The organism is Micromonospora noduli, assembly GCF_003264365.1.
Classification (GTDB): Bacteria; Actinomycetota; Actinomycetes; order Mycobacteriales; family Micromonosporaceae; genus Micromonospora; species Micromonospora noduli.
Genome location: NZ_PYAK01000088.1, coordinates 1 through 17,188 on the forward strand (window position 1 = coordinate 1; position 17,188 = coordinate 17,188).

A 17,188-nucleotide genomic window follows, 5' to 3' on the forward strand; every position below is an offset into this window, starting at 1 on the left:
GGGGGGCGCCGGCTGGGCCGCCAGGGCGCGCACGTCGATCCAGCGCCAGGCGGCGAGCGCCACAGCGCTGCCCGCGGCGCCGGCCCAGGCCGCGTCGGGCAGACCAAGGCCGGCGTACGGAGTCAGCACCACCGCCGCGCCGCCGAGCCCACCGGCCAGCACGCTCCACCGTCGGGCCGACCGGCGAAGCCGACCCAGCCTCCGGAAGTACCGTGTCCGCTCGTCTGCCACAGTGACCCCCTCGATCCGGTCGTTCAGCCGGCGGCGGTCGGGTCGCCGGTGCCCCGCTCGCGAGCCATGCTGGCGCGCAGCTCGTCCAGCCGGGCGGCGGCCGTCGGGTCGTTGGCCGGGCCGGTCTTCTCGGCCTGCGGCACGGCCGGTCGTTGGGCCGCGCCGCCGAGCTGCTCCCCCGCCATGCTGGACCGGATCTGCTCGAGCCGGGCGGAGCCGGCCGAGTCGATCGTGGCCTTCTGAATTTCCAACATACGGCCCTCGACGGAGTTGCCGGCCAGTTCGGCGCGACCCATCGCGTTGGCGTACCGCCGCTCGATGCGGTCGCGCACCTCGTCCAGCGACGGGGTGTTGGTGGGCGCGGTCAGCGACGACATCGACTCCAGCGAGCGGGCCACCGTCTCCTGCATCTTGGCCTGCTCCAGCTGGCTGAGCAGCTTGGTGCGCTCGGCGAGCTTCTGCTGGAGGATCATCGAGTTGTTCTCGACCGCTCGCCGGGCCTGGGCGGCGGCGCCCAGCGCCTGGTCGTGCAGGGTCTTCAGGTCCTCGGTGGCCTGCTCGGCGGAGACGAGCTGGCTGGCCAGTGTCTGCGCGGACTGCTCGAACCGCACCGCCTCGGCCTCGTCGCCCTTGGCCCGGGCCTGGTCGGAGAGCACCAGGGCCTGCCGGGCGTTGCCCTGCAACCGCTCAACCTCGGTCATCTGTCGAGACAGCTTCATCTCCAGCTGACGCTGGTTGCCGATCACCGCGGCAGCCTGCTGAACCAGCGCCTGGTGCTGCCGCTGGGCATCCTCGATGGCCTGCTGGATCTGCACCTTGGGATCGGCGTGTTCGTCGATCTTCGCACCGAAGAGCGCCATCAGGTAGTTCCAACCCTTGACGAACGGGTTCGCCATCTCCGCGGTATCCCCTCAGTAGCGTCGCTCCACCACGGCCGGGCCGGCTGGACCGTCCGACCGTGACCGGCCGGTCTCCATCGTCCCAGCCGAACGCCAATGAGGCATCCGTACCGGGCGGTCGACAGCACCGGCGGCTCCTGCGAGCAACCCTACGCGGCCGGGGCCAGCCCGCCCATGGTCAACTGGATCGGCGGCTCAGGCCGCGCAGACCACGTCCCGGTCGCGCTCGGTCGGGCGGACCCGGGTGCTGCGCAGGGTGGCCTTGAGCGGCGAGTCCTGGCGGACCGAGACAGCGACCTTGCCGTCGGAGGTGACCTGACGGACACCCCGGTTGGTGCTCTTGGCTGCGGCGTCGGCCGGCTCGTCCTGCATCGAGACGAGCACCCCGGGCATCTGCTCGGCGAGCGCCACGGTGTCGCTCACCTCACGCAGCAGCTCGGAGAGGCGGGCACCGAGGGCGTCGCAGATCGCGGCGAGCAGCTCGCTCGACGGCTCCTTGTGCCCGCGCTCAATCTCGGAGAGGTAGCCGAGGCTGACGTTGGCGGCGGTGGAGACCTCACGCAGCGTGCGCTGCTGGCCCTGCCGGCGCGCTCGCAGTGCGTCACCGATCACCCGGCGTAGCAGGATCATCGCACCTCCCCCTGAGGGATACCTCGCGCCCGCCGCTGGGCGGCCGGTCGCGGCGGACCGCGCCGACCCCGAACGTCGGAGCCTTCCCGCAACCGTACCCGTTGCGGGCCCTGGCGACATCCCGCCCCGCCCGTCGGTTCGTCGGGACGGGCTCGCCGCTGCCCGTGTGGCGGCGGCTTGGGTGGCTCTGACCGCTTCGGTACTGGCGTTCACGAGGTCGCGGCGGCGAGCCGCTCGGCGAGCAGCCGCAGCGCCTCGACCACCGCCTCCGCCCGGACGTGGTCCCGCCCGTTGCCCAGGTCGAGCTGGCGGACCTCGCCGCCGTTCGGGCCGGCGACCGCGACGTAGACCAGGCCCACGGGTTTCCCGTCCTGCGGCTCCGGGCCGGCGACCCCCGTGGTGGCCAGCCCCCAGTCCGCGCCGCACCGCTGCCGGCCACCCTCGGCGAGCGCCGCCGCCACCTCCGGGTCCACCGGCCCCCGCTCGGACAGCAGGTCATCCGGTACGCCAGCCAAGGTCGCCTTCAGCTCGGTGGCGTAGACCACGAGACCACCCCGGTACACCCCGCTGACCCCGGCGATGTTCACGATCGAAGCGGCGAGCGACCCACCGGTGAGCGATTCGACAGTGGCCAGGGTCTCGTGCCGCTCGGCCAGCCGGTGCACGACCGCGGCCGCCGCACTACCCACCTCCGCACCGTCCACCTCCGCACCGTCCACCTCAGCGCCGTTCACCCCAGCACCACCAACCCCAGGACCGCCCACCCCAGCACCACCCACCTCGTCACCGTCCACCGACACCCAACCAGTCCTTCCCCACCCACCAGTCCCCAACCCAACTGCCCACAACCCCCCGACCCCATCGCGTCGATCATGAAGTTGGCGTCACGACACGCCGCCCCGGAGGGCAACAACTTCATGATCAACGGGGGCGGAGGGGGGAGGGGGGTGGGGGTTAGCGGGGGCGGCGGAGGCGGAGGGCTTGGGCTATGTAGTCGAAGCCGGTGATCACCGTGACCAGGACGGCGGCGGCCATGATCCATGGGCCGACGGCGGCGAGCGCGGCCGGCATCGGCCAGAGATACCAGGCGATGGCGAGGATCTGGAGCGCGGTCTTGACCTTGCCGCCTCGGCTCGCGGCGATGACGCCGTGCCGGATCACCCAGAACCGCAGCCCGGTGATCCCCAGCTCGCGAACGAGGATCAGCGCGGTCACCCACCAGGGCAGTTGGTCGTACCAGGAGAGCAGCACCAGCGCCGCGCCGGTGAGCGCCTTGTCGGCGATCGGATCGGCCACCTTGCCCACCGAGGTCACCAGCCCGAACCGGCGGGCGATCCAGCCGTCCACCAGGTCGGTCGCCGAGGCCACCGCGAAGATCAGGCAGGCCGCCATCCGCCAACCGGAGTGGGTCATCCCGGACATGATCACCGAGGCGGCGAAGACCGGCACCAGCACCAGCCGCAGGGCTGTCAACGCGTTGGCCGCGTTGACGACGGGCACCACGGCCACCACCCGGCCCGGCGTCGACTCCGTCGCCCCGGTCACCGCCGCACTCCGCTCGGGCCGCCGTGGCGTTCCCGGCACCGCACCACCTGGGTCCCCCGCTCCGCTCGGGCCCGCCGTCACCGTGCCGCGCCGGGCGCCGCCGAGATCATCTCATCCGGCACGGCGAGCAGGTCCACCCCTTCGGTGCCGGTCACCGTTGCCCGCACCAGATCGCCCGGGCGCAGCGCGGCCAGGTCGACCCCGCCCTCGGCCGGGGCGACCAGGGTGGTGGAACCGTCCACCTCCGGCGCCTGGTGGGCCGCCCGGCCCTCCACGACGCCGTCCTCGATCGAGTCGACCAGCACCTCGACGGTCGAGCCGAGCCGGTCTTCGGCCCGCTGCGAGCAGAGCTCGTCGGCGAGGGCGCTGAGCCGGTCGTAGCGCCGCTTGATCGTCGCGGCGGAGACCTTGCCGGGCAGGCCGGCGGCCTCGGTGCCGTCCTCGTCGCTGTAGTCGAACATGCCGATCGCGTCGAGCCGGGCCTCGGTCAGGAACCGGACCAGCTCGTCGACGTCGGCGCGGGTCTCGCCGGGGAAACCGACGATGAAGTTGCTCCGGGCGCCCGCGTCCGGGGCCAGGGCGCGGGCACCCGCCAGCAGCTCCAGGAACCGGTCGGTGGAGCCGAAACGCCGCATCCGGCGCAGCACCGGCTCGCTGGAGTGCTGGAACGACAGGTCGAAGTACGGGGCCACGCCCGGGGTGTTGGCGATCGCCTCGACCAGCCCGGGTCGAGTCTCGGCCGGCTGAAGGTAGCTGGCCCGCACCCGGACGATGCCGCTCACCGCGGCGAGCTGCGGCAGCAGCTTCTCCAGGGCGCGCGGGTCACCCAGGTCCTTGCCGTACGAGGTGGAGTTCTCGCTGACCAGCACCAGCTCCCGTACGCCGGTCTTGGCAAGCCACTCCGCCTCGGCGAGCAGCTCGTCCGGGGTACGCGAGACGAAGGCCCCCCGGAAGGCCGGGATGGCGCAGAACGCGCAGCGGCGGTCGCAGCCGCTGGCCAGCTTCAGCGAGGCCACCGGGCCGGTGTCGAGCCGTCGGCGCAGCACCTGGCGCAGGTGTGCCGGGGTGTGCTCGTCGGTGTCGACGACGGTGCGGCTCACCGTGCCGTGGCCGGGCAGGGACACACCGCTGTCGCGGCGCTGCACCGGGGTCAGCGGCAGCAGCTCGCGCCGGTCCCGTGGGGTGTGCGCGGTGATCTGCTCGCCGGCGACGACGGCGTTCAGCCGGGCGGCGATGTCGGGGTAGTCGTCGAAGCTCAGCACCGCCTGGGCCTCGGGGAGGCTGTCGGCCAACTCCCGGCCGTACCGTTCGGCCATGCAGCCTGCGGCGACCACCTTGGCGCCCGTTCCGGCGGCGGCGAGCAGGGTCTGGATCGAGTCCTGCTTGGCCTTCTCCACGAAACCGCAGGTGTTGACGACCACCACGTCGGCGCCCTCGCCGTCGGTGGTCACCTGCCAGCCGTCGGCGTGCAGGCGGGCGGCCAGCTCCTCCGAGTCGACCTCGTTGCGGGCACAGCCCAGGGTCAGCAGGGCGACGCGACGGCCCTCGGCGTGGTCAGCGGGAGAAGGAGAGGTGGCAGACACCATCCGAGGGTACCGGGCCGGTCGGGTAAGCCCGCGCACGCGGGCTGCGGAGATGGTCGACACGGAGGCGAACGTCATTCCGTCAGCGCGCCTCGGCGCCGACCCGGGTCAGCGCGTCGAGCAGGAACACCTCGGTGCCGGCCAGGCCGGTGGAGCAGAAGACGGAGATCTGGTCCGCGGTGGTCCGGCCGGGGACCGCGCCGGCCAGGATGCCGCCCAGGTCGCGCAACCGCCCGGCGTACGGGGGTGTGGCCGCGAGCATCGGCGGCTGGTAGTCCGCCGCCTGGGCCGGTGAGTCGGTGACCAGCAGGTCGGCGGTGTCCAGCAGGTCGGTGCCGAACTCGCTGCGGTCGCGCTGCTTGAAACCGACCGCGTTGACGTGCGTGCCGGGGCTGAGGTCGGCGGCGCAGAGCACCGGGGTCGGGCTGGTGGTGGCCAGCACCACAAGGTCCCGCCCGGCGACGGCCGAGCCCGGGTCGGCCACCGCGCGGGCCGGCACGCCCAGTTCGGCACGGACCCGGGCGGCGAAGGCCTCCCGGCGAGCGGCGGAGCGGCTGTGCACCACCACCTCGCGCAACGGGCGGACCGCGGCGGCGGCCCAGACCTGGGTCCACGCCTGCCGGCCGGAGCCGATCACCCCGAGGGCGGCGGCGTCGGGACGGGCCAGCGCGTCGACCGCGAGGCCCCCCAAGCCTCCGGTACGACGGGAGCCCAACTCCTCGCCGACCGCGACCGCCCGGATCGCCCCGGTCCGGGCGTCGTGCAGCACCACCAACTGCTCGCCCTGCGGATGACCGAAGGTGTCGTACGAGCGGAAGCCGTACCACTCGCCGACCAGGTGCCCGGCGGTGAGCACCATCCGCCCGCCGCTCAGCGGTGCGGCGGCCCGGGGCGGCGCGATCAGCCGTCCCTCGTACGCGGCCAGGAGGGCGGCGCGCATGGCGTCGACAGTGGTGGCGGCGTCCAGCGCGGCGGCGACCTCGGGGTCGGCGTAGAGCATGGTCATGGTGGCGATACTGCAAGTTGAAGTCAGGTGGAGGTCAACGGACCGTGGTGGTGGTCACCGCCCCGCCACCGGGGTCGGTGCTAGCGTCGGCACCGGCGGCCGAATGCTCGTGGCCGCTCCGGACGAGTGGTGGGCGTACCCGGTCAGGCCAAGACGCCCCGCGTGACGTGCAGACTCGACTCGTCCCGGCGCGGCAGCCCGGGCGCTTCCGGTGAGGTGAACGATGGCCTGGCTCGTACTGGTGATCTCGGGGCTGTTGGAGACGGCCTGGGCGATCGCCCTGGACCGCAGCGCCGGTTTCAGCCGGCTGGTCCCGTCCGTGGTGTTCGTGGTGACCCTGCTGCTGAGCATGGCCGGGCTGTCGTACGCGCTGCGGGACATCCCCGTCGGCACCGGCTACGCGGTCTGGGTCGGCATCGGCGCGGTCGGCACCGCGCTGGTCGGGATGCTGGCGCTCGGCGAGTCGGCGAGCCTGCCCCGAATCCTCTGCCTCCTGCTGGTGGTCGCCGGCGTGATCGGTCTCAAGATCTTCCACTGAGGCGCGCCGTCGGCAGGCGTGACCAGCGCCCACAGTGGGTAGTGATCGATTCGTCACGACAGGCTCTCACCCGGAGGAAGACATGGCCGACATGCCGAGCACCGCCCGTCCCCGCAGCAACGCCGCCCGCATCCTCACCATCGTGGGCTTCGTCTTCGCGGTCCTGGCCCTGCTGCTCAACCCGATCATCTTCGGCGTGCTCGGCGTCATCGCGGGCGTCGTCGGCGCGGTGCTCGGTGACAAGCCGCTGGGTTGGTACGCCGCCGTGGCCAGCGTCGTCGCCGCGATCATCAGCTTGGTGATCATCGGCGCGCTGATCAACAACTGACCACTCCCCCACGTCGCGGGCCCGCCGGATTCCGGCGGGCCCGTCGTGCGTCCGGGTCGACTGTCGATCAGTCCACGTCGCCGCGCAGGCCGGCCAGGACCTCGTCCAGCTCGTCCGGCTTGACCAGCACGTCGCGCGCCTTCGACCCCTCGGACGGCCCGACCACCCCCCGGGTCTCCATCAGGTCCATCAGGCGGCCCGCCTTGGCGAAACCGACCCGCAGCTTGCGTTGCAGCATCGAGGTCGAGCCGAACTGCGAGGTGACCACCAGCTCCACCGCCTGCACCAGCAGGTCCAGGTCGTCGCCGATGTCCTCGTCGATCTTCTTCTTGTTCTCCTGCGCCGGGGCCAGCACATCCTTGCGGAACTCCGGCTCACGCTGGTCCTTGCAGAACTTCACCACGTCGGCGATCTCGCGCTCGGTGACCCAGGCGCCCTGGATCCGGACCGGCTTGGAGGCGCCCATCGGCAGGAAGAGCCCGTCACCACGGCCGAGCAGCTTCTCCGCGCCCGGCTGGTCGAGGATGACCCGGGAGTCCGCGAGGGAGGAGGTGGCGAACGCCAGCCGGGACGGCACGTTCGCCTTGATCAGACCGGTCACCACGTCGACCGAGGGACGCTGGGTGGCCAGCACCAGGTGAATGCCGGCGGCCCGGGCCAGCTGGGTGATCCGGACGACCGAGTCCTCCACGTCGCGCGGCGCGACCATCATCAGGTCGGCAAGCTCGTCCACGATCACCAACAGGTACGGGTACGGACGCATCTCGCGTTCGCTGCCCGGCGGAGCCGTGATCTCGCCGTTGCGGACCTTGCGGTTGAAGTCGTCGATGTGCCGGACCCCGTTGGCGGCGAGGTCGTCGTAGCGCATGTCCATCTCGCGGACCACCCAGTCCAGCGAGTCGGCCGCCTTCTTCGCGTTGGTCACGATCGGGGTGACCAGGTGGGGAATGCCCTCGTAGCCGGTCATCTCGACCCGCTTCGGGTCGATCAGAAGCAGGCGCACCTCGTCCGGGGTGGCCCGGGTGAGGATGGACACCAGCAGGGTGTTGAGACAGCTCGACTTGCCCGCGCCGGTGGCGCCGGCGATCAGGATGTGCGGCATCTTGGCGAGGTTGGCCACCACGTAGCCGCCCTCGATGTCCTTGCCGAGCGCCACCACCATCGGGTGGTGATCGCTGGTCGCCGCCCGCGAGCGCAGCACGTCGCCGAGGGCCACGTTCTCCGGGTCGGTGTTCGGGATCTCCACGCCGACAGCGCTCTTGCCCGGGATCGGACTGAGGATCCGTACGTCCGGCGACTTCACCGCGTACGCGATGTTGCGGGACAACTGGGTGATCCGCTCGACCTTGACGCCGTGCCCCAGCTCCACCTCGTAGCGGGTGACCGTCGGGCCACGGGTGAAGCCGGTGACGGCGGCGTCCACATCGAACTGGTCGAACACGCCGGTCAGCGCGGCGATCACCTCGTCGTTGGCCTTGCTGCGGGTCTTCGCGGCCGCCCCGGCGCTGAGCATGTTGGCCGGCGGCAGGGTGTAGTCCCCGGACAGACCGGTCAACGCGAGCTGCTCGGCCCGGGTCGGGGCGGGCGAGTGCTCCGGCGGCTCGACCGGCGGTTTGCGGCTCGCCGGCACCTTCCCCGGAGACTTGCGCGGCAGCACCATGGTTTCCTGGAGGTCCGCGCCGTCCAGGTCCTCGAAGTCGTCCGGGTCCAGTGGTGCGGGCATCCGCTTAGCCGGTCGCTTGCGCGCCGGCTTGGCGGCCACCTCGTCCGCCTCCTCATCCGCCTCCGGTGCGCCGACCAGCCCACCGGCGAGCAGGCCCAGCCGCTCCGGGATCTTGTTGATCGGTGTCGCGGTCACCACGAGCAGGCCGAAGAGCAGCAGCAGGATGAGCAGCGGCACCGCCACCCAGGCGGTGACCGCCCGCTCCAACAGCCCACCGACGCCCGCGCCGACCAGACCGCCGGCGAAGTCACGCTCCAGCGGGTCGGCCGGGTCCTGACCGATCTGGAGCAGCGCGGCGGTCGACACCAGCAGCGAACCCCAGCCGATCAACCCACGACCCCGGTGCTCTGGATCGGCCGGCTGACGCATCAGCCGCCACGCCCCGATCATCAGCAGCACCGGTACGACAACCGAGATCGCGCCCAGGAAGAGCCGGATCGTGTCGGCCAGCCGCGTGCCCACCGGCCCCGCTCCGGACAGCCAGAGCGCCACGGCGCTGAGCAGGGCGAGCCCGAACATGAGCAGCCCGGCACCGTCACGGCGGTGCTCCGGGTCGAGGTCGCGGGCCGAGGCGGCCTGCCGGCCGGCGGCGCGCACCGCCCAGCCCATCCCGTGCGCCAGCCCCATCCACAGTGCACCGACCGCACGGCCGACGTAGACCGCCGGGCCGGGCCGGGACGGCGTGGTGCGACGTCGGACCGGCGCCCGGGTGGTCTTCTTCGCCGGTTGACGGGCACGACTGTTGGTGCCACCGCGCGGCGACGCGCCGCGTCGCCGGCTCGCCTGAGAGGTACGGCCCGCCATAGAGTCACGGTAACGGTGGGGCCGGGCAGATCCCCGCTTTTCCGGGTCGTGTCCGCGCGTCGTAACACGAACCCCACCGCCGGCCGTGATATCCGCCTCAGAAGGGATGCCCCATGGCGTCGCCGGAAATCGAAGGCGATCCCGACGATCCGCTGGCCGGGCACCCTGGCGCGCTGCGTCCGCTGACCGGCGATCTGGTCGCCGCAGTGCTCGCTGCCCGTGGCCGATCCGTCGATCCGACCCCGGACGGCGAGCTGGTGGGCACCTTCGACGACAACCTGATCTGGTTCCTCCGCGTCGGCGGGGACGGGGAGCTGCTCCAGATCCGCACCATGGTCGATCCGACCTTCGGCATCGAACGGGTGCCCGACCTGTACGCGTTCTGCAACTCCTGGAACCACGACCGGCTCTGGCCGAAGGCGTTCGTCCACGTCGCCGACGACGGTCGGGCCCGGGTGTACGGAGAGGTGATCACCGACCTGGAACGCGGCGTGACCCCACACCAGCTCGACCAACTGCTCGACTGTGGCATCTCCACCGGCTGCCAGCTGGCCGTGGCGGTCCGTCGACTACCCGGCGCGGTGCCGTCGTGACCGGCCGGGACGAGTTCACCGGCAGCCGCACCGGCACGCCACCCACCGGCTCCGGTGACCGGCTCGCGCGGGGCCGCGTACCGGCGCTGGAAGCCGCGCTCGCCGAGGCCCGGGACCTCCCCGACGGCCCGGCCCGGCAGGTGGCCCTGGAGCGGCTCGCCGAGCGCGCCGACGCGGCCGGCGACGTCCGGTCCGGGATGGACGCGCGGTTCGCGTTGATCGAGGCGTACCTGCTGCACGGGGAGCGGTGGCGTCTGGTCGAGCCGGTCCGGCGCTGCCGGGCCGCCGCCGACCACCGACCCGACCTGCTCACCGAAACGGAGACCGGCCTGCTGCTGCGCTACCAGCGGTACGCGGTTGAGGCGCTGCTCGGCACCCCCCGGGTCGGGCTGGACCAGACCCGGTCCCTGCTGCACGACCTGGCCCACCGCGTCGGCGCGGACGGCCCGGACACACCGACCGTCGCTGAGCTGCACTGCCGGATCGCCGATCACCTGGGCGACGAGCCCACCGCCCGGCACTGGTACGAACGGTGGTCCGGAAAACGGCCGGGCCCGGCCGGCGGCTGCCCGGGCTGCGCCTCGGCCCGGCGTGCGGAGCTGCTGGCCGGCTGGGGCGAGTGGCATGCCGCGGTCAGCGAGCTCGGGGAAACCGACGGCGACCCGCAGTCCTGCACCGACCAACCCGAGCGGGACCTGGTCGCCGGTCTGCTGCCGGCACTGCGCACCGGCGAGCAGGCACGGGCGGCGACGGCGCACGTGCGGGCGTACCGCCGGCACCGGCGGGAGCGCGCTGCGTTCCCGCACCTCGCCGCGCACCTGCGGTTCTGCGCGCTGGGCGGGCACCTGGAACGCGGGCTGGCCATTCTGGCCGAGCAGCTGCCCCGGTTGGACCAGCCGACCGACGATCTCGCCGCCATGGAGTTCGCCGCCGCCGGGGCACTGGTCTGCGGGCTGGCCGTCGAGGCAGGGCTGGGCGGGCGGACGATGCCCCGGCCGGCGTACGGCGAACGGACGGCCACCGAGTTGGACGTCGCCACGCTCGGGGCGCTGCTGCTCGGGGTGGCCAACGAGTTGGCCGGCAGCTTCGACGCGCGCAACGGCACCGGGCACCACTCCGGACGGATGGCCGCATGGCTGGCCGAGCGCCCGCTCGCGGCGCCGGTTCCGCTGCCCACCGACGACGAACCTGACGAGCCCGACGAGCCCGACGCCGACTGGCCCGAGGCCGAGGCCGAGGCCGAGCTGGGCGAACGCGAGTTGTCCGCGCTCTCCCTCGGCATGATCACCGGGATCCTGGACGGGCGCGGCGACCGATACCTCGTGGACGAGGGCGAGACCGTGGTCGGCCACTGGGAGGGGGCGGTGATCCAGTTCCGGCGGGCCGGTGAGCGCGGCGAGGTGCTGCACGCCCGCGCCATGGCCGACCGCCGGCTGCCAACGGCCCGCCGCGCCGAGGCGTACGCCTTCTGCAACGCGTGGAACCACGACCGGCTGCTGCCCAAGGCGTACGCACACGACCTCGGCGACGAGTTGGTGCTGGCCGGCGACGTGGCCACCGACCTGGCGCACGGGGTCGCCCCGGCGCAGCTACGGGTCCTCATGGACGCCGCCATCGCCACCGGCATCGCGTACGCCGAGGCCGTCGCCGCGCTGCCCTGATTCGCCAGGGGCGCCAACGGTTGCAGTTGCCGCGCGACTGCACGACATCCGACAGCTCGCAACCGGGAGAACGGCACCGGGGTGATATCGCCGTCAGCCCACCGCAACCCCTCGGGAGTCGTCATGAACCGCCCTCTCCGGTCCGGCATCGTCGGTGCCGCCGTGCTCGCCCTGTCCGCCCTCGCCGCCCCGACCGTTGCCGGTGCCGCCCCCGCGAAGCCGACCGTCTCGCCGAGCACGACGGCCGGGAACGCCGCGCCGACGATCCTGGCCCGGGCCGACATCGTCTTCCTCGCCGGCGACCCGTGGCACCCGTCGGGTCCGCTGGAGGTCAAGGTCGTCAACGAGGGTGGGGCAGCAGCGAAGGGCTTCTTCGTGCTCCGCCTGCCACAGGATGCCGACCTGACCGCTGGCGGCGACTGCCGGGCCGGTGACGGTGCGACGAGGACCTGGGTCTGCGGCGGCGCGGAACTGCCCGCCGGGGGCGATCGGACGTACCGCCTGACGGTGACCTCATCGGCTGCGCAGCCGGTCTTCGGGGTGGCCGAGTGGGGTTCCGTTGCCGGTCAGGACGCCACTGGCCGCGCCGACCAACCCACCGACTTCCGGATCAACTGGCCGGACCGCACGACGCTGCGGCTACGGGCCACCGCCGGCCCGGTCGTCGACGGTGCCGCGACCATCCGGGTGCGGGTCACGAACACCGGCACGTTCGACATCGGCGGGTACTCGTTGAACGTCGCCACCCCGGCCGGGGTGCGGGTGACCGCACCGGGGTGCTCCGACAGCGGCCGGATGAACGGTGTGGGCTGCGAGATCCTGCGTGAGCGCCGTCTCGCGGACGGCGCCACGGACAGCTTCGACGTACGTGTGGCGGCCGCTGGCGGCACGAAGAGCGTTCGACTCTGGCTCGCGCCCACCACCCGGTACACCAACCCGGACACCTCGGTGACGCTCCGCCTGACCGGCGGCGGATCCGGAGGCGGCGCGGCCACCACCGCGCCACCGGCCGACCCGACCACGCCAGCGACCACGGCGCCGGCAACGCCCGCCCCGAAGGCAACGGAACTGCCGCGCACCGGCACGACCACCATCGTGTACGGCCTGATCGGCGTGTCGCTGCTGACCCTCGGCTGCGGACTGCTGCTCCTGCGACGCCGGCTCCAGCGTGGCTGACCCGCAACGGCGAGCCCAGTCGTGAAAACGGCGATGCCCGCCCGCACCTCGTGTGCGGACGGGCATCGTGACGCGTGCGGTCAGACCTCGACGACGGTGGGCACGATCATCGGCCGACGACGGTACTTGTCGTTGACCCACCGCCCCACGGTCCGCCGAACGATCTGCTGAAGCTGGTGCGGGTCGGTGATGCCGTCCGCCGCCGCCCGGTTGAGCGCCTCGGTGACCAGCGGCACCACCGGGTTGAACGCCTCCGGGTCCTCGGAGAAGCCCTTCGCGGAGAGCGTCGGGCCGGCGACCACCTTGCCGGTGACCGAGTCGACGACCACTGTGGTGGCGATGAAACCGCCGTCACCGAGGATCCGCCGTTCGGTGAGCAGCGACTCGCTGACGTCACCGACAGCGAGGCCGTCCACGTAGACGTACCGGCTCTTCACGTGCCCGACCAGGCTGGCGCGGCCCTCGACCAGGTCGACCACGTCGCCGTCCTCGCAGAGCACCACCCGGTCGGCGGCAACCCCGGATTCGATGCCGAGCCGGGCGTGGGCGCGCAAATGACGCCACTCGCCGTGCACGGGCATCAGGTTGCTGGGCCGGACCACGTTGAGCAGGTAGAGCAGTTCCCCGGCGGGGGCGTGCCCGGAGACGTGCACCTTGGCCACGTCCTTGTGCACGACCACCGCGCCGGCCCGCGCGAGCCGGTTGATCACCCGGTAGACCGAGGTCTCGTTGCCGGGCACCAGCGAGGAGGCCAGCACGACGGTGTCACCGGGGGCGATGGTGATGTGCCGGTGGTCGCCGCTGGCCATCCGGCCCAGCGCGCTCATCGGCTCACCCTGGGAACCGGTGGACATCAACACGATCTGCTCCGGCGGCAGCGTGGTCGCCTCCTCGATCCCGATGACCAGGCCGGCCGGGATGTTGAGCAGGCCGAGGTCCCGGGCGATGCCCATGTTGCGGACCATGGACCGGCCGATCAGCGCGACCTTGCGGCCGTGCTCGGCGGCGGAGTCGAAAACCTGCTGCACGCGGTGCACGTGCGAGGCGAACGAGGCCACGATGATCCGACCCTTGGCCTTCGCGAAGATCGAGTCGAGCACCGGGCCGATCTCCCGCTCCGGGGTGACGAAACCGGGGATCTCCGCGTTGGTGGAGTCGGACAGCAGCAGGTCGACGCCTTCGGCGCCGAGCCGGGCGAAACCGGCCAGATCGGTGATCCGGCCGTCCAGCGGCAGCTGGTCCATCTTGAAGTCGCCGGTGTGCAACACCAGGCCGGCGGGGGTGCGGATGGCCACCGCGAGGGCGTCCGGGATCGAGTGGTTGACAGCGAAGAACTCACACTCGAACGGGCCGAGCCGCTCACGGCCGCCCTCCCGCACGGTCAGCGTGTACGGCTGGATCCGCCGCTCGGCCAACTTCGCCTCGACCAGGGCGAGGGTGAACTGTGAGCCGACCAGCGGGATGTCGGGCTTGTGGGCGAGCAGGTACGGCACCGCGCCGATGTGGTCCTCGTGACCGTGCGTCAGCACGATCGCCTGGACGTCGGCCAGCCGGTCCAGGATCGGACCGAAGTCGGGCAGGATCAAATCCACACCCGGCTGCTCGACGTCGGGGAACAACACCCCGCAGTCGACGATCAGCAACTTGCCGTCGTACTCGAAGACGGTCATGTTCCGACCGATGGCGCCGAGCCCGCCGAGCGGGATGATCCGCAGGCCACCTTCCGGCAGCGGCGGGGGTAGCTCCGCCTCGATGTGCGCCTCGGTCACGCGTCCACCTCATTCTGCGACGCCGTTACTCGACGTCCATCGTGTCGTTCGTTCATTCGGGCAGCTCCAGGCCCGCTGCCGCGAAGTCCGCGCGCAGCTGGGCGATCTCGTCGTCGGTGGCGTCCACGAGCGGGGGTCGCACCGGGCCGGCCGGCAGGCCCAGCGACGCCAGGCCCGCCTTCACCAGGATGGTGCCCTGGGTACGGAAGATGCCGGTGAACAGCGGCAGCAGCCGCCGGTGCAGGGCCAGCGCGGTCGGCATGTCCCCCGCGTCGTACGCCTCGATCATCTGTGCGGTCAGCGCCCCGGTGAAGTGCGTCGAGGTGCCGACCACGCCCACGCATCCGACGGCCAGCGCCGGCAGGGTGAGGGCGTCCTCGCCGCTGTAGAAGGCGAGGCTGGTCCGGCTGGTGACCCAACTGGTGGCGGTCAGGTCGCCCTTGGCGTCCTTGACCGCGACGATCCGGCCGTGTTCGGCGAGCCGGACCAACGTCTCGGTGTCGATCGGCACGCCCGACCGGTGCGGGATGTCGTACAGCATCACCGGCAGGCCGGTGGCGTCGGCCACCGCGGTGAAGTGTCGCAGCAACCCGCTCTGCGGCGGCTTGTTGTAGTACGGGGTGACCACCAGCAGGCCGTGCGCACCCGCCTTCTCGGCGGCGGCGGCCAGCTCGATGGTGTGCCGGGTGTCGTTGGTACCGACGCCCGCGACCACCTTGGCGCGGTCACCGACGGCCTCCACCACGGCCCGGATCAGGTGTTCCTTCTCCGCGTCGGTGGTGGTCGGCGACTCGCCGGTGGTGCCGTTGACCACCAGCGCGTCGTTGCCCTGCTCGTCGACCAGGTGGCTCGCCAGCCGGGCGGCGCCGTCGAGATCGAGGGAACCGTCGGGGGTGAGCGGGGTCACCATGGCTGTGAGCAGCCGGCCGAAGGGGCGGGACGCCGGTCGGGCTGCGGCGTCAAGGTGGTCGTGCGTCATACCCTCCAACCTAGCGGACGACCAGCCGAGGCCCGCCGGGGAAGGGCTCAGGACGCCTCGTGCGGGCTGGCCGCCACTTCGGTGCCGTCCGGCAGCGTGGTGATCACGAAGTCGGCGAACACGTTCGGGGCGACGCCCTGGAGCTGGCGCAGGCACTCCACGGCCAGCTCACGGATCTCCACGTCGGCGTGCTCGGTGGCCCGCATGGCGATGAAGTGCCTCCAGGCCCGGTAGTTGCCGGAGACCACGATCCGGGTCTCGGTGGCGTTGGGCAGCACCGCGCGGGCCGCCTGCCGGGCCTGCTTGCGGCGCAGCGTCGGGTTGGGCTCGTCGGAGAAGCGCTGCTCGAGGCCCTCCAGCAACTCGGTGTACGCCCGAACGCTCGCCTCGGCGGCCTCCACGAACTTCTTGTGCAGCTCCGGGTCGTCGGCGATGACGGCCGGCTCGACCATGGCCGCGTCCCGCTCCGGGACGTAGCGCTGCGACAGCTGGGAGTACGAGAAGTGCCGGTGCCGGATCAGCTCGTGGGTGAAGGAGCGGGACACCCCGGTGAAGTAGAAGGTGACCGAGCCGTGCTCCAGCACGCTCAGGTGGCCCACTTCGAGGATGTGCGCCAGGTAGCCGGCGTTGGTGGCGGTCGCCGGGTTCGGCTTCTTCCACGACTGGTAGCAGGCCCGACCGGCGAACTCGGCGAGCGCCTGGCCGCCCTCCGCGTCGGTCGACCACGGCACGTCGTCCGGGGCCGCGAATTGGGTCCACGCGATCAACTTGACCTGGGGCTGCACCATGTCCGGCATTCCTGGGACTTTAGTGGTGGGGTGCCGTCCGACCCAACTCAGGCGCGCCCCGTGCAATGTCGATCACTCAGCAGCGGTGAAGCCGCCGAAGCCCGGGGGGATCCGGGGTCCGGGGTCCGGGTCATCGTTGTCGTTGTCGTTGTCGAGACCGGGGCGGACAGTTCCATCAGCGTCCTTTGGAGCTGAATCGTTTGCGACATCGGCCCGGCGGATGGGCTCTTCATCAGGCACGTCATCTGCCAAGGACGGGCCCGCCCAACCCGACGAGCGTGGCCCGAGCGCCGCCCAGGCACCTATACGCCCGAGCGGCCCGAGCGGCCCAAGCGCCCGAACGGCCCAAGCGGCCCAAGCGGCCCAAGCGCCCGAACGGCCCGAACGGCCCAAGCGCCCGAACGGCCCGAACGGCCCAAGCGCCCGAACGGCCCGAGCGGCCCGAGCGACCCTGCGACCCTGCGACCCTGCGACCCTGCGACCCTGCGACCCTGCGACCCGAGCAGTCTGGGAACCGCCCCACGCGAAAGATCGCGCAACATCCTGGATGTAGTGGCATCCACCGCGCCCGACACCACTACATCCAGGATCGAGCACGATCACGGAGCGAGATGCGTCGGTCGCCGTGGGCCGCAGAGCGCGGATGTCCGGCTGCCCACCGGGGTGATCGACTCGCGTTCCTGAAAGTCGGGCTATCCGGGACGGGTGGATGGCCCGGTTTCCTGGATGCCGAGTCGATCATGGGTGGTGGGCACCGGAGGAGACGCTGATGTCGTAAACGATTCAGCTCCAAAGGACGCCCGAACAGCGCATCCCCGGCCGAGCCTGCATCCGCCCGCCGGTCGCACGCCGGGGCACCGGCCGGTCGGGCGGCGGCAGGTCCGGCACTGGCGCCTCAGACGGCGCCGGCGGCGGGCTGCGCCGGCGGCGGGCTG

At 72.2% G+C, this 17,188-nt stretch carries 15 protein-coding genes, 1 pseudogene and 1 riboswitch; of the genes and pseudogenes, 5 read left to right on the forward strand and 11 right to left on the reverse strand.

Going from position 1 to position 17,188, the window contains the following annotated elements; genetic code table 11:
- The 7 genes and pseudogenes from GUI43_RS31445 to GUI43_RS31480 all read right to left on the reverse strand — a co-directional run.
- A pseudogene (locus GUI43_RS31445) lies at positions 1-231 on the reverse strand (phage shock envelope stress response protein PspM); the annotation flags it as partial.
- Between the two features lie 23 nt (positions 232-254).
- Positions 255-1,127, reverse strand: coding sequence for a PspA/IM30 family protein (locus GUI43_RS31450; protein ID WP_112586609.1), 873 nt, complete (start codon positions 1,125-1,127; stop codon positions 255-257).
- A gap of 198 nt (positions 1,128-1,325) precedes the next feature.
- The gene (locus GUI43_RS31455) at positions 1,326-1,760 is read right to left on the reverse strand and encodes a helix-turn-helix domain-containing protein (RefSeq protein WP_091400451.1); all 435 of its coding nucleotides are present in this window, start codon (positions 1,758-1,760) and stop codon (positions 1,326-1,328) included.
- 209 nt (positions 1,761-1,969) lie between these two features.
- The gene (locus GUI43_RS31460) at positions 1,970-2,479 is read right to left on the reverse strand and encodes a CinA family protein (protein WP_170158810.1); all 510 of its coding nucleotides are present in this window, start codon (positions 2,477-2,479) and stop codon (positions 1,970-1,972) included.
- A gap of 235 nt (positions 2,480-2,714) precedes the next feature.
- Positions 2,715-3,305 (reverse strand): CDP-diacylglycerol--glycerol-3-phosphate 3-phosphatidyltransferase, encoded by a 591-nt coding sequence (gene pgsA, locus GUI43_RS31470; protein ID WP_112586605.1) that lies wholly within the window; start codon positions 3,303-3,305, stop codon positions 2,715-2,717.
- Positions 3,306-3,382: 77 nt separating this feature from the next.
- Entirely contained in the window at positions 3,383-4,891 is a 1,509-nt protein-coding gene (gene rimO / locus GUI43_RS31475; protein WP_112700456.1) for a 30S ribosomal protein S12 methylthiotransferase RimO, read from the reverse strand.
- 79 nt (positions 4,892-4,970) lie between these two features.
- Positions 4,971-5,894, reverse strand: coding sequence for an ornithine cyclodeaminase family protein (locus GUI43_RS31480; protein ID WP_112700450.1), 924 nt, complete (start codon positions 5,892-5,894; stop codon positions 4,971-4,973).
- Between the two features lie 91 nt (positions 5,895-5,985).
- A riboswitch (guanidine-III (ykkC-III) riboswitch) is annotated at positions 5,986-6,057 on the forward strand.
- Positions 6,058-6,117: 60 nt separating this feature from the next.
- Between GUI43_RS31480 and sugE the strand changes: the two genes are divergently transcribed.
- Together sugE and GUI43_RS31490 are read left to right on the forward strand one after the other, a co-directional pair.
- Positions 6,118-6,432: a quaternary ammonium compound efflux SMR transporter SugE gene (gene sugE / locus GUI43_RS31485; RefSeq protein WP_112586602.1), complete on the forward strand. Its 315-nt coding sequence runs from the start codon at positions 6,118-6,120 to the stop codon at positions 6,430-6,432.
- An 82-nt stretch (positions 6,433-6,514) separates the two neighbouring features.
- Positions 6,515-6,760 carry a hypothetical protein gene (locus GUI43_RS31490; RefSeq protein WP_112586600.1) on the forward strand — a complete coding sequence of 82 codons (246 nt, stop codon included), beginning with the start codon at positions 6,515-6,517 and terminating at the stop codon, positions 6,758-6,760.
- Between the two features lie 67 nt (positions 6,761-6,827).
- Here GUI43_RS31490 and GUI43_RS31495 read toward each other — a convergent pair whose 3' ends face one another.
- The gene (locus tag GUI43_RS31495) at positions 6,828-9,287 is read right to left on the reverse strand and encodes an FtsK/SpoIIIE family DNA translocase (protein WP_112700452.1); all 2,460 of its coding nucleotides are present in this window, start codon (positions 9,285-9,287) and stop codon (positions 6,828-6,830) included.
- A 113-nt stretch (positions 9,288-9,400) separates the two neighbouring features.
- Here GUI43_RS31495 and GUI43_RS31500 point away from each other — a divergent pair, with 113 nt between their 5' ends.
- The 3 genes from GUI43_RS31500 to GUI43_RS31510 all read left to right on the forward strand — a co-directional run bounded on the left by GUI43_RS31500 (position 9,401) and on the right by GUI43_RS31510 (position 12,717).
- Positions 9,401-9,880, forward strand: a complete 480-nt coding sequence (locus tag GUI43_RS31500; protein WP_112586596.1) for a YbjN domain-containing protein — start codon at positions 9,401-9,403, stop codon at positions 9,878-9,880.
- Positions 9,881-9,966: 86 nt separating this feature from the next.
- Positions 9,967-11,541, forward strand: coding sequence for a type III secretion system chaperone family protein (locus tag GUI43_RS31505; RefSeq protein ID WP_225855427.1), 1,575 nt, complete (start codon positions 9,967-9,969; stop codon positions 11,539-11,541).
- A 123-nt stretch (positions 11,542-11,664) separates the two neighbouring features.
- Complete coding sequence (locus GUI43_RS31510; RefSeq protein ID WP_112700454.1) at positions 11,665-12,717, forward strand: LPXTG cell wall anchor domain-containing protein; 1,053 nt, start codon at positions 11,665-11,667, stop codon at positions 12,715-12,717.
- Between the two features lie 80 nt (positions 12,718-12,797).
- Here the strand turns inward: GUI43_RS31510 and GUI43_RS31515 are convergent, their stop codons facing one another.
- Genes GUI43_RS31515 through thyX form a run of 3 tightly spaced genes read right to left on the reverse strand, consistent with a single transcriptional unit; the run spans position 12,798 to position 16,253 of the window.
- Positions 12,798-14,486, reverse strand: coding sequence for a ribonuclease J (locus GUI43_RS31515; protein WP_112586590.1), 1,689 nt, complete (start codon positions 14,484-14,486; stop codon positions 12,798-12,800).
- Positions 14,487-14,538: 52 nt separating this feature from the next.
- Positions 14,539-15,465: a 4-hydroxy-tetrahydrodipicolinate synthase gene (gene dapA, locus GUI43_RS31520; RefSeq protein ID WP_091400427.1), complete on the reverse strand. Its 927-nt coding sequence runs from the start codon at positions 15,463-15,465 to the stop codon at positions 14,539-14,541.
- Between the two features lie 47 nt (positions 15,466-15,512).
- The gene (gene thyX, locus GUI43_RS31525) at positions 15,513-16,253 is read right to left on the reverse strand and encodes an FAD-dependent thymidylate synthase (RefSeq protein ID WP_091400425.1); all 741 of its coding nucleotides are present in this window, start codon (positions 16,251-16,253) and stop codon (positions 15,513-15,515) included.
- Positions 16,254-17,188 lie beyond the last annotated feature (935 nt).

Bases quoted from the DNA above. Each gene is read 5' to 3' on its own strand.
- GUI43_RS31450 (WP_112586609.1), bottom strand. From the start codon at position 1,127: ATGGCGAACCCGTTCGTCAAGGGTTGGAACTACCTGATGGCGCTCTTC.
- GUI43_RS31455 (WP_091400451.1), bottom strand. From the start codon at position 1,760: ATGATCCTGCTACGCCGGGTGATCGGTGACGCACTGCGAGCGCGCCGG.
- rimO (WP_112700456.1), bottom strand. From the start codon at position 4,891: ATGGTGTCTGCCACCTCTCCTTCTCCCGCTGACCACGCCGAGGGCCGT.
- GUI43_RS31480 (WP_112700450.1), bottom strand. From the start codon at position 5,894: ATGACCATGCTCTACGCCGACCCCGAGGTCGCCGCCGCGCTGGACGCC.
- sugE (WP_112586602.1), top strand. From the start codon at position 6,118: ATGGCCTGGCTCGTACTGGTGATCTCGGGGCTGTTGGAGACGGCCTGG.
- GUI43_RS31490 (WP_112586600.1), top strand. From the start codon at position 6,515: ATGGCCGACATGCCGAGCACCGCCCGTCCCCGCAGCAACGCCGCCCGC.
- GUI43_RS31495 (WP_112700452.1), bottom strand. From the start codon at position 9,287: ATGGCGGGCCGTACCTCTCAGGCGAGCCGGCGACGCGGCGCGTCGCCG.
- GUI43_RS31500 (WP_112586596.1), top strand. From the start codon at position 9,401: ATGGCGTCGCCGGAAATCGAAGGCGATCCCGACGATCCGCTGGCCGGG.
- GUI43_RS31510 (WP_112700454.1), top strand. From the start codon at position 11,665: ATGAACCGCCCTCTCCGGTCCGGCATCGTCGGTGCCGCCGTGCTCGCC.
- dapA (WP_091400427.1), bottom strand. From the start codon at position 15,465: ATGACGCACGACCACCTTGACGCCGCAGCCCGACCGGCGTCCCGCCCC.
- thyX (WP_091400425.1), bottom strand. From the start codon at position 16,253: ATGGTGCAGCCCCAGGTCAAGTTGATCGCGTGGACCCAATTCGCGGCC.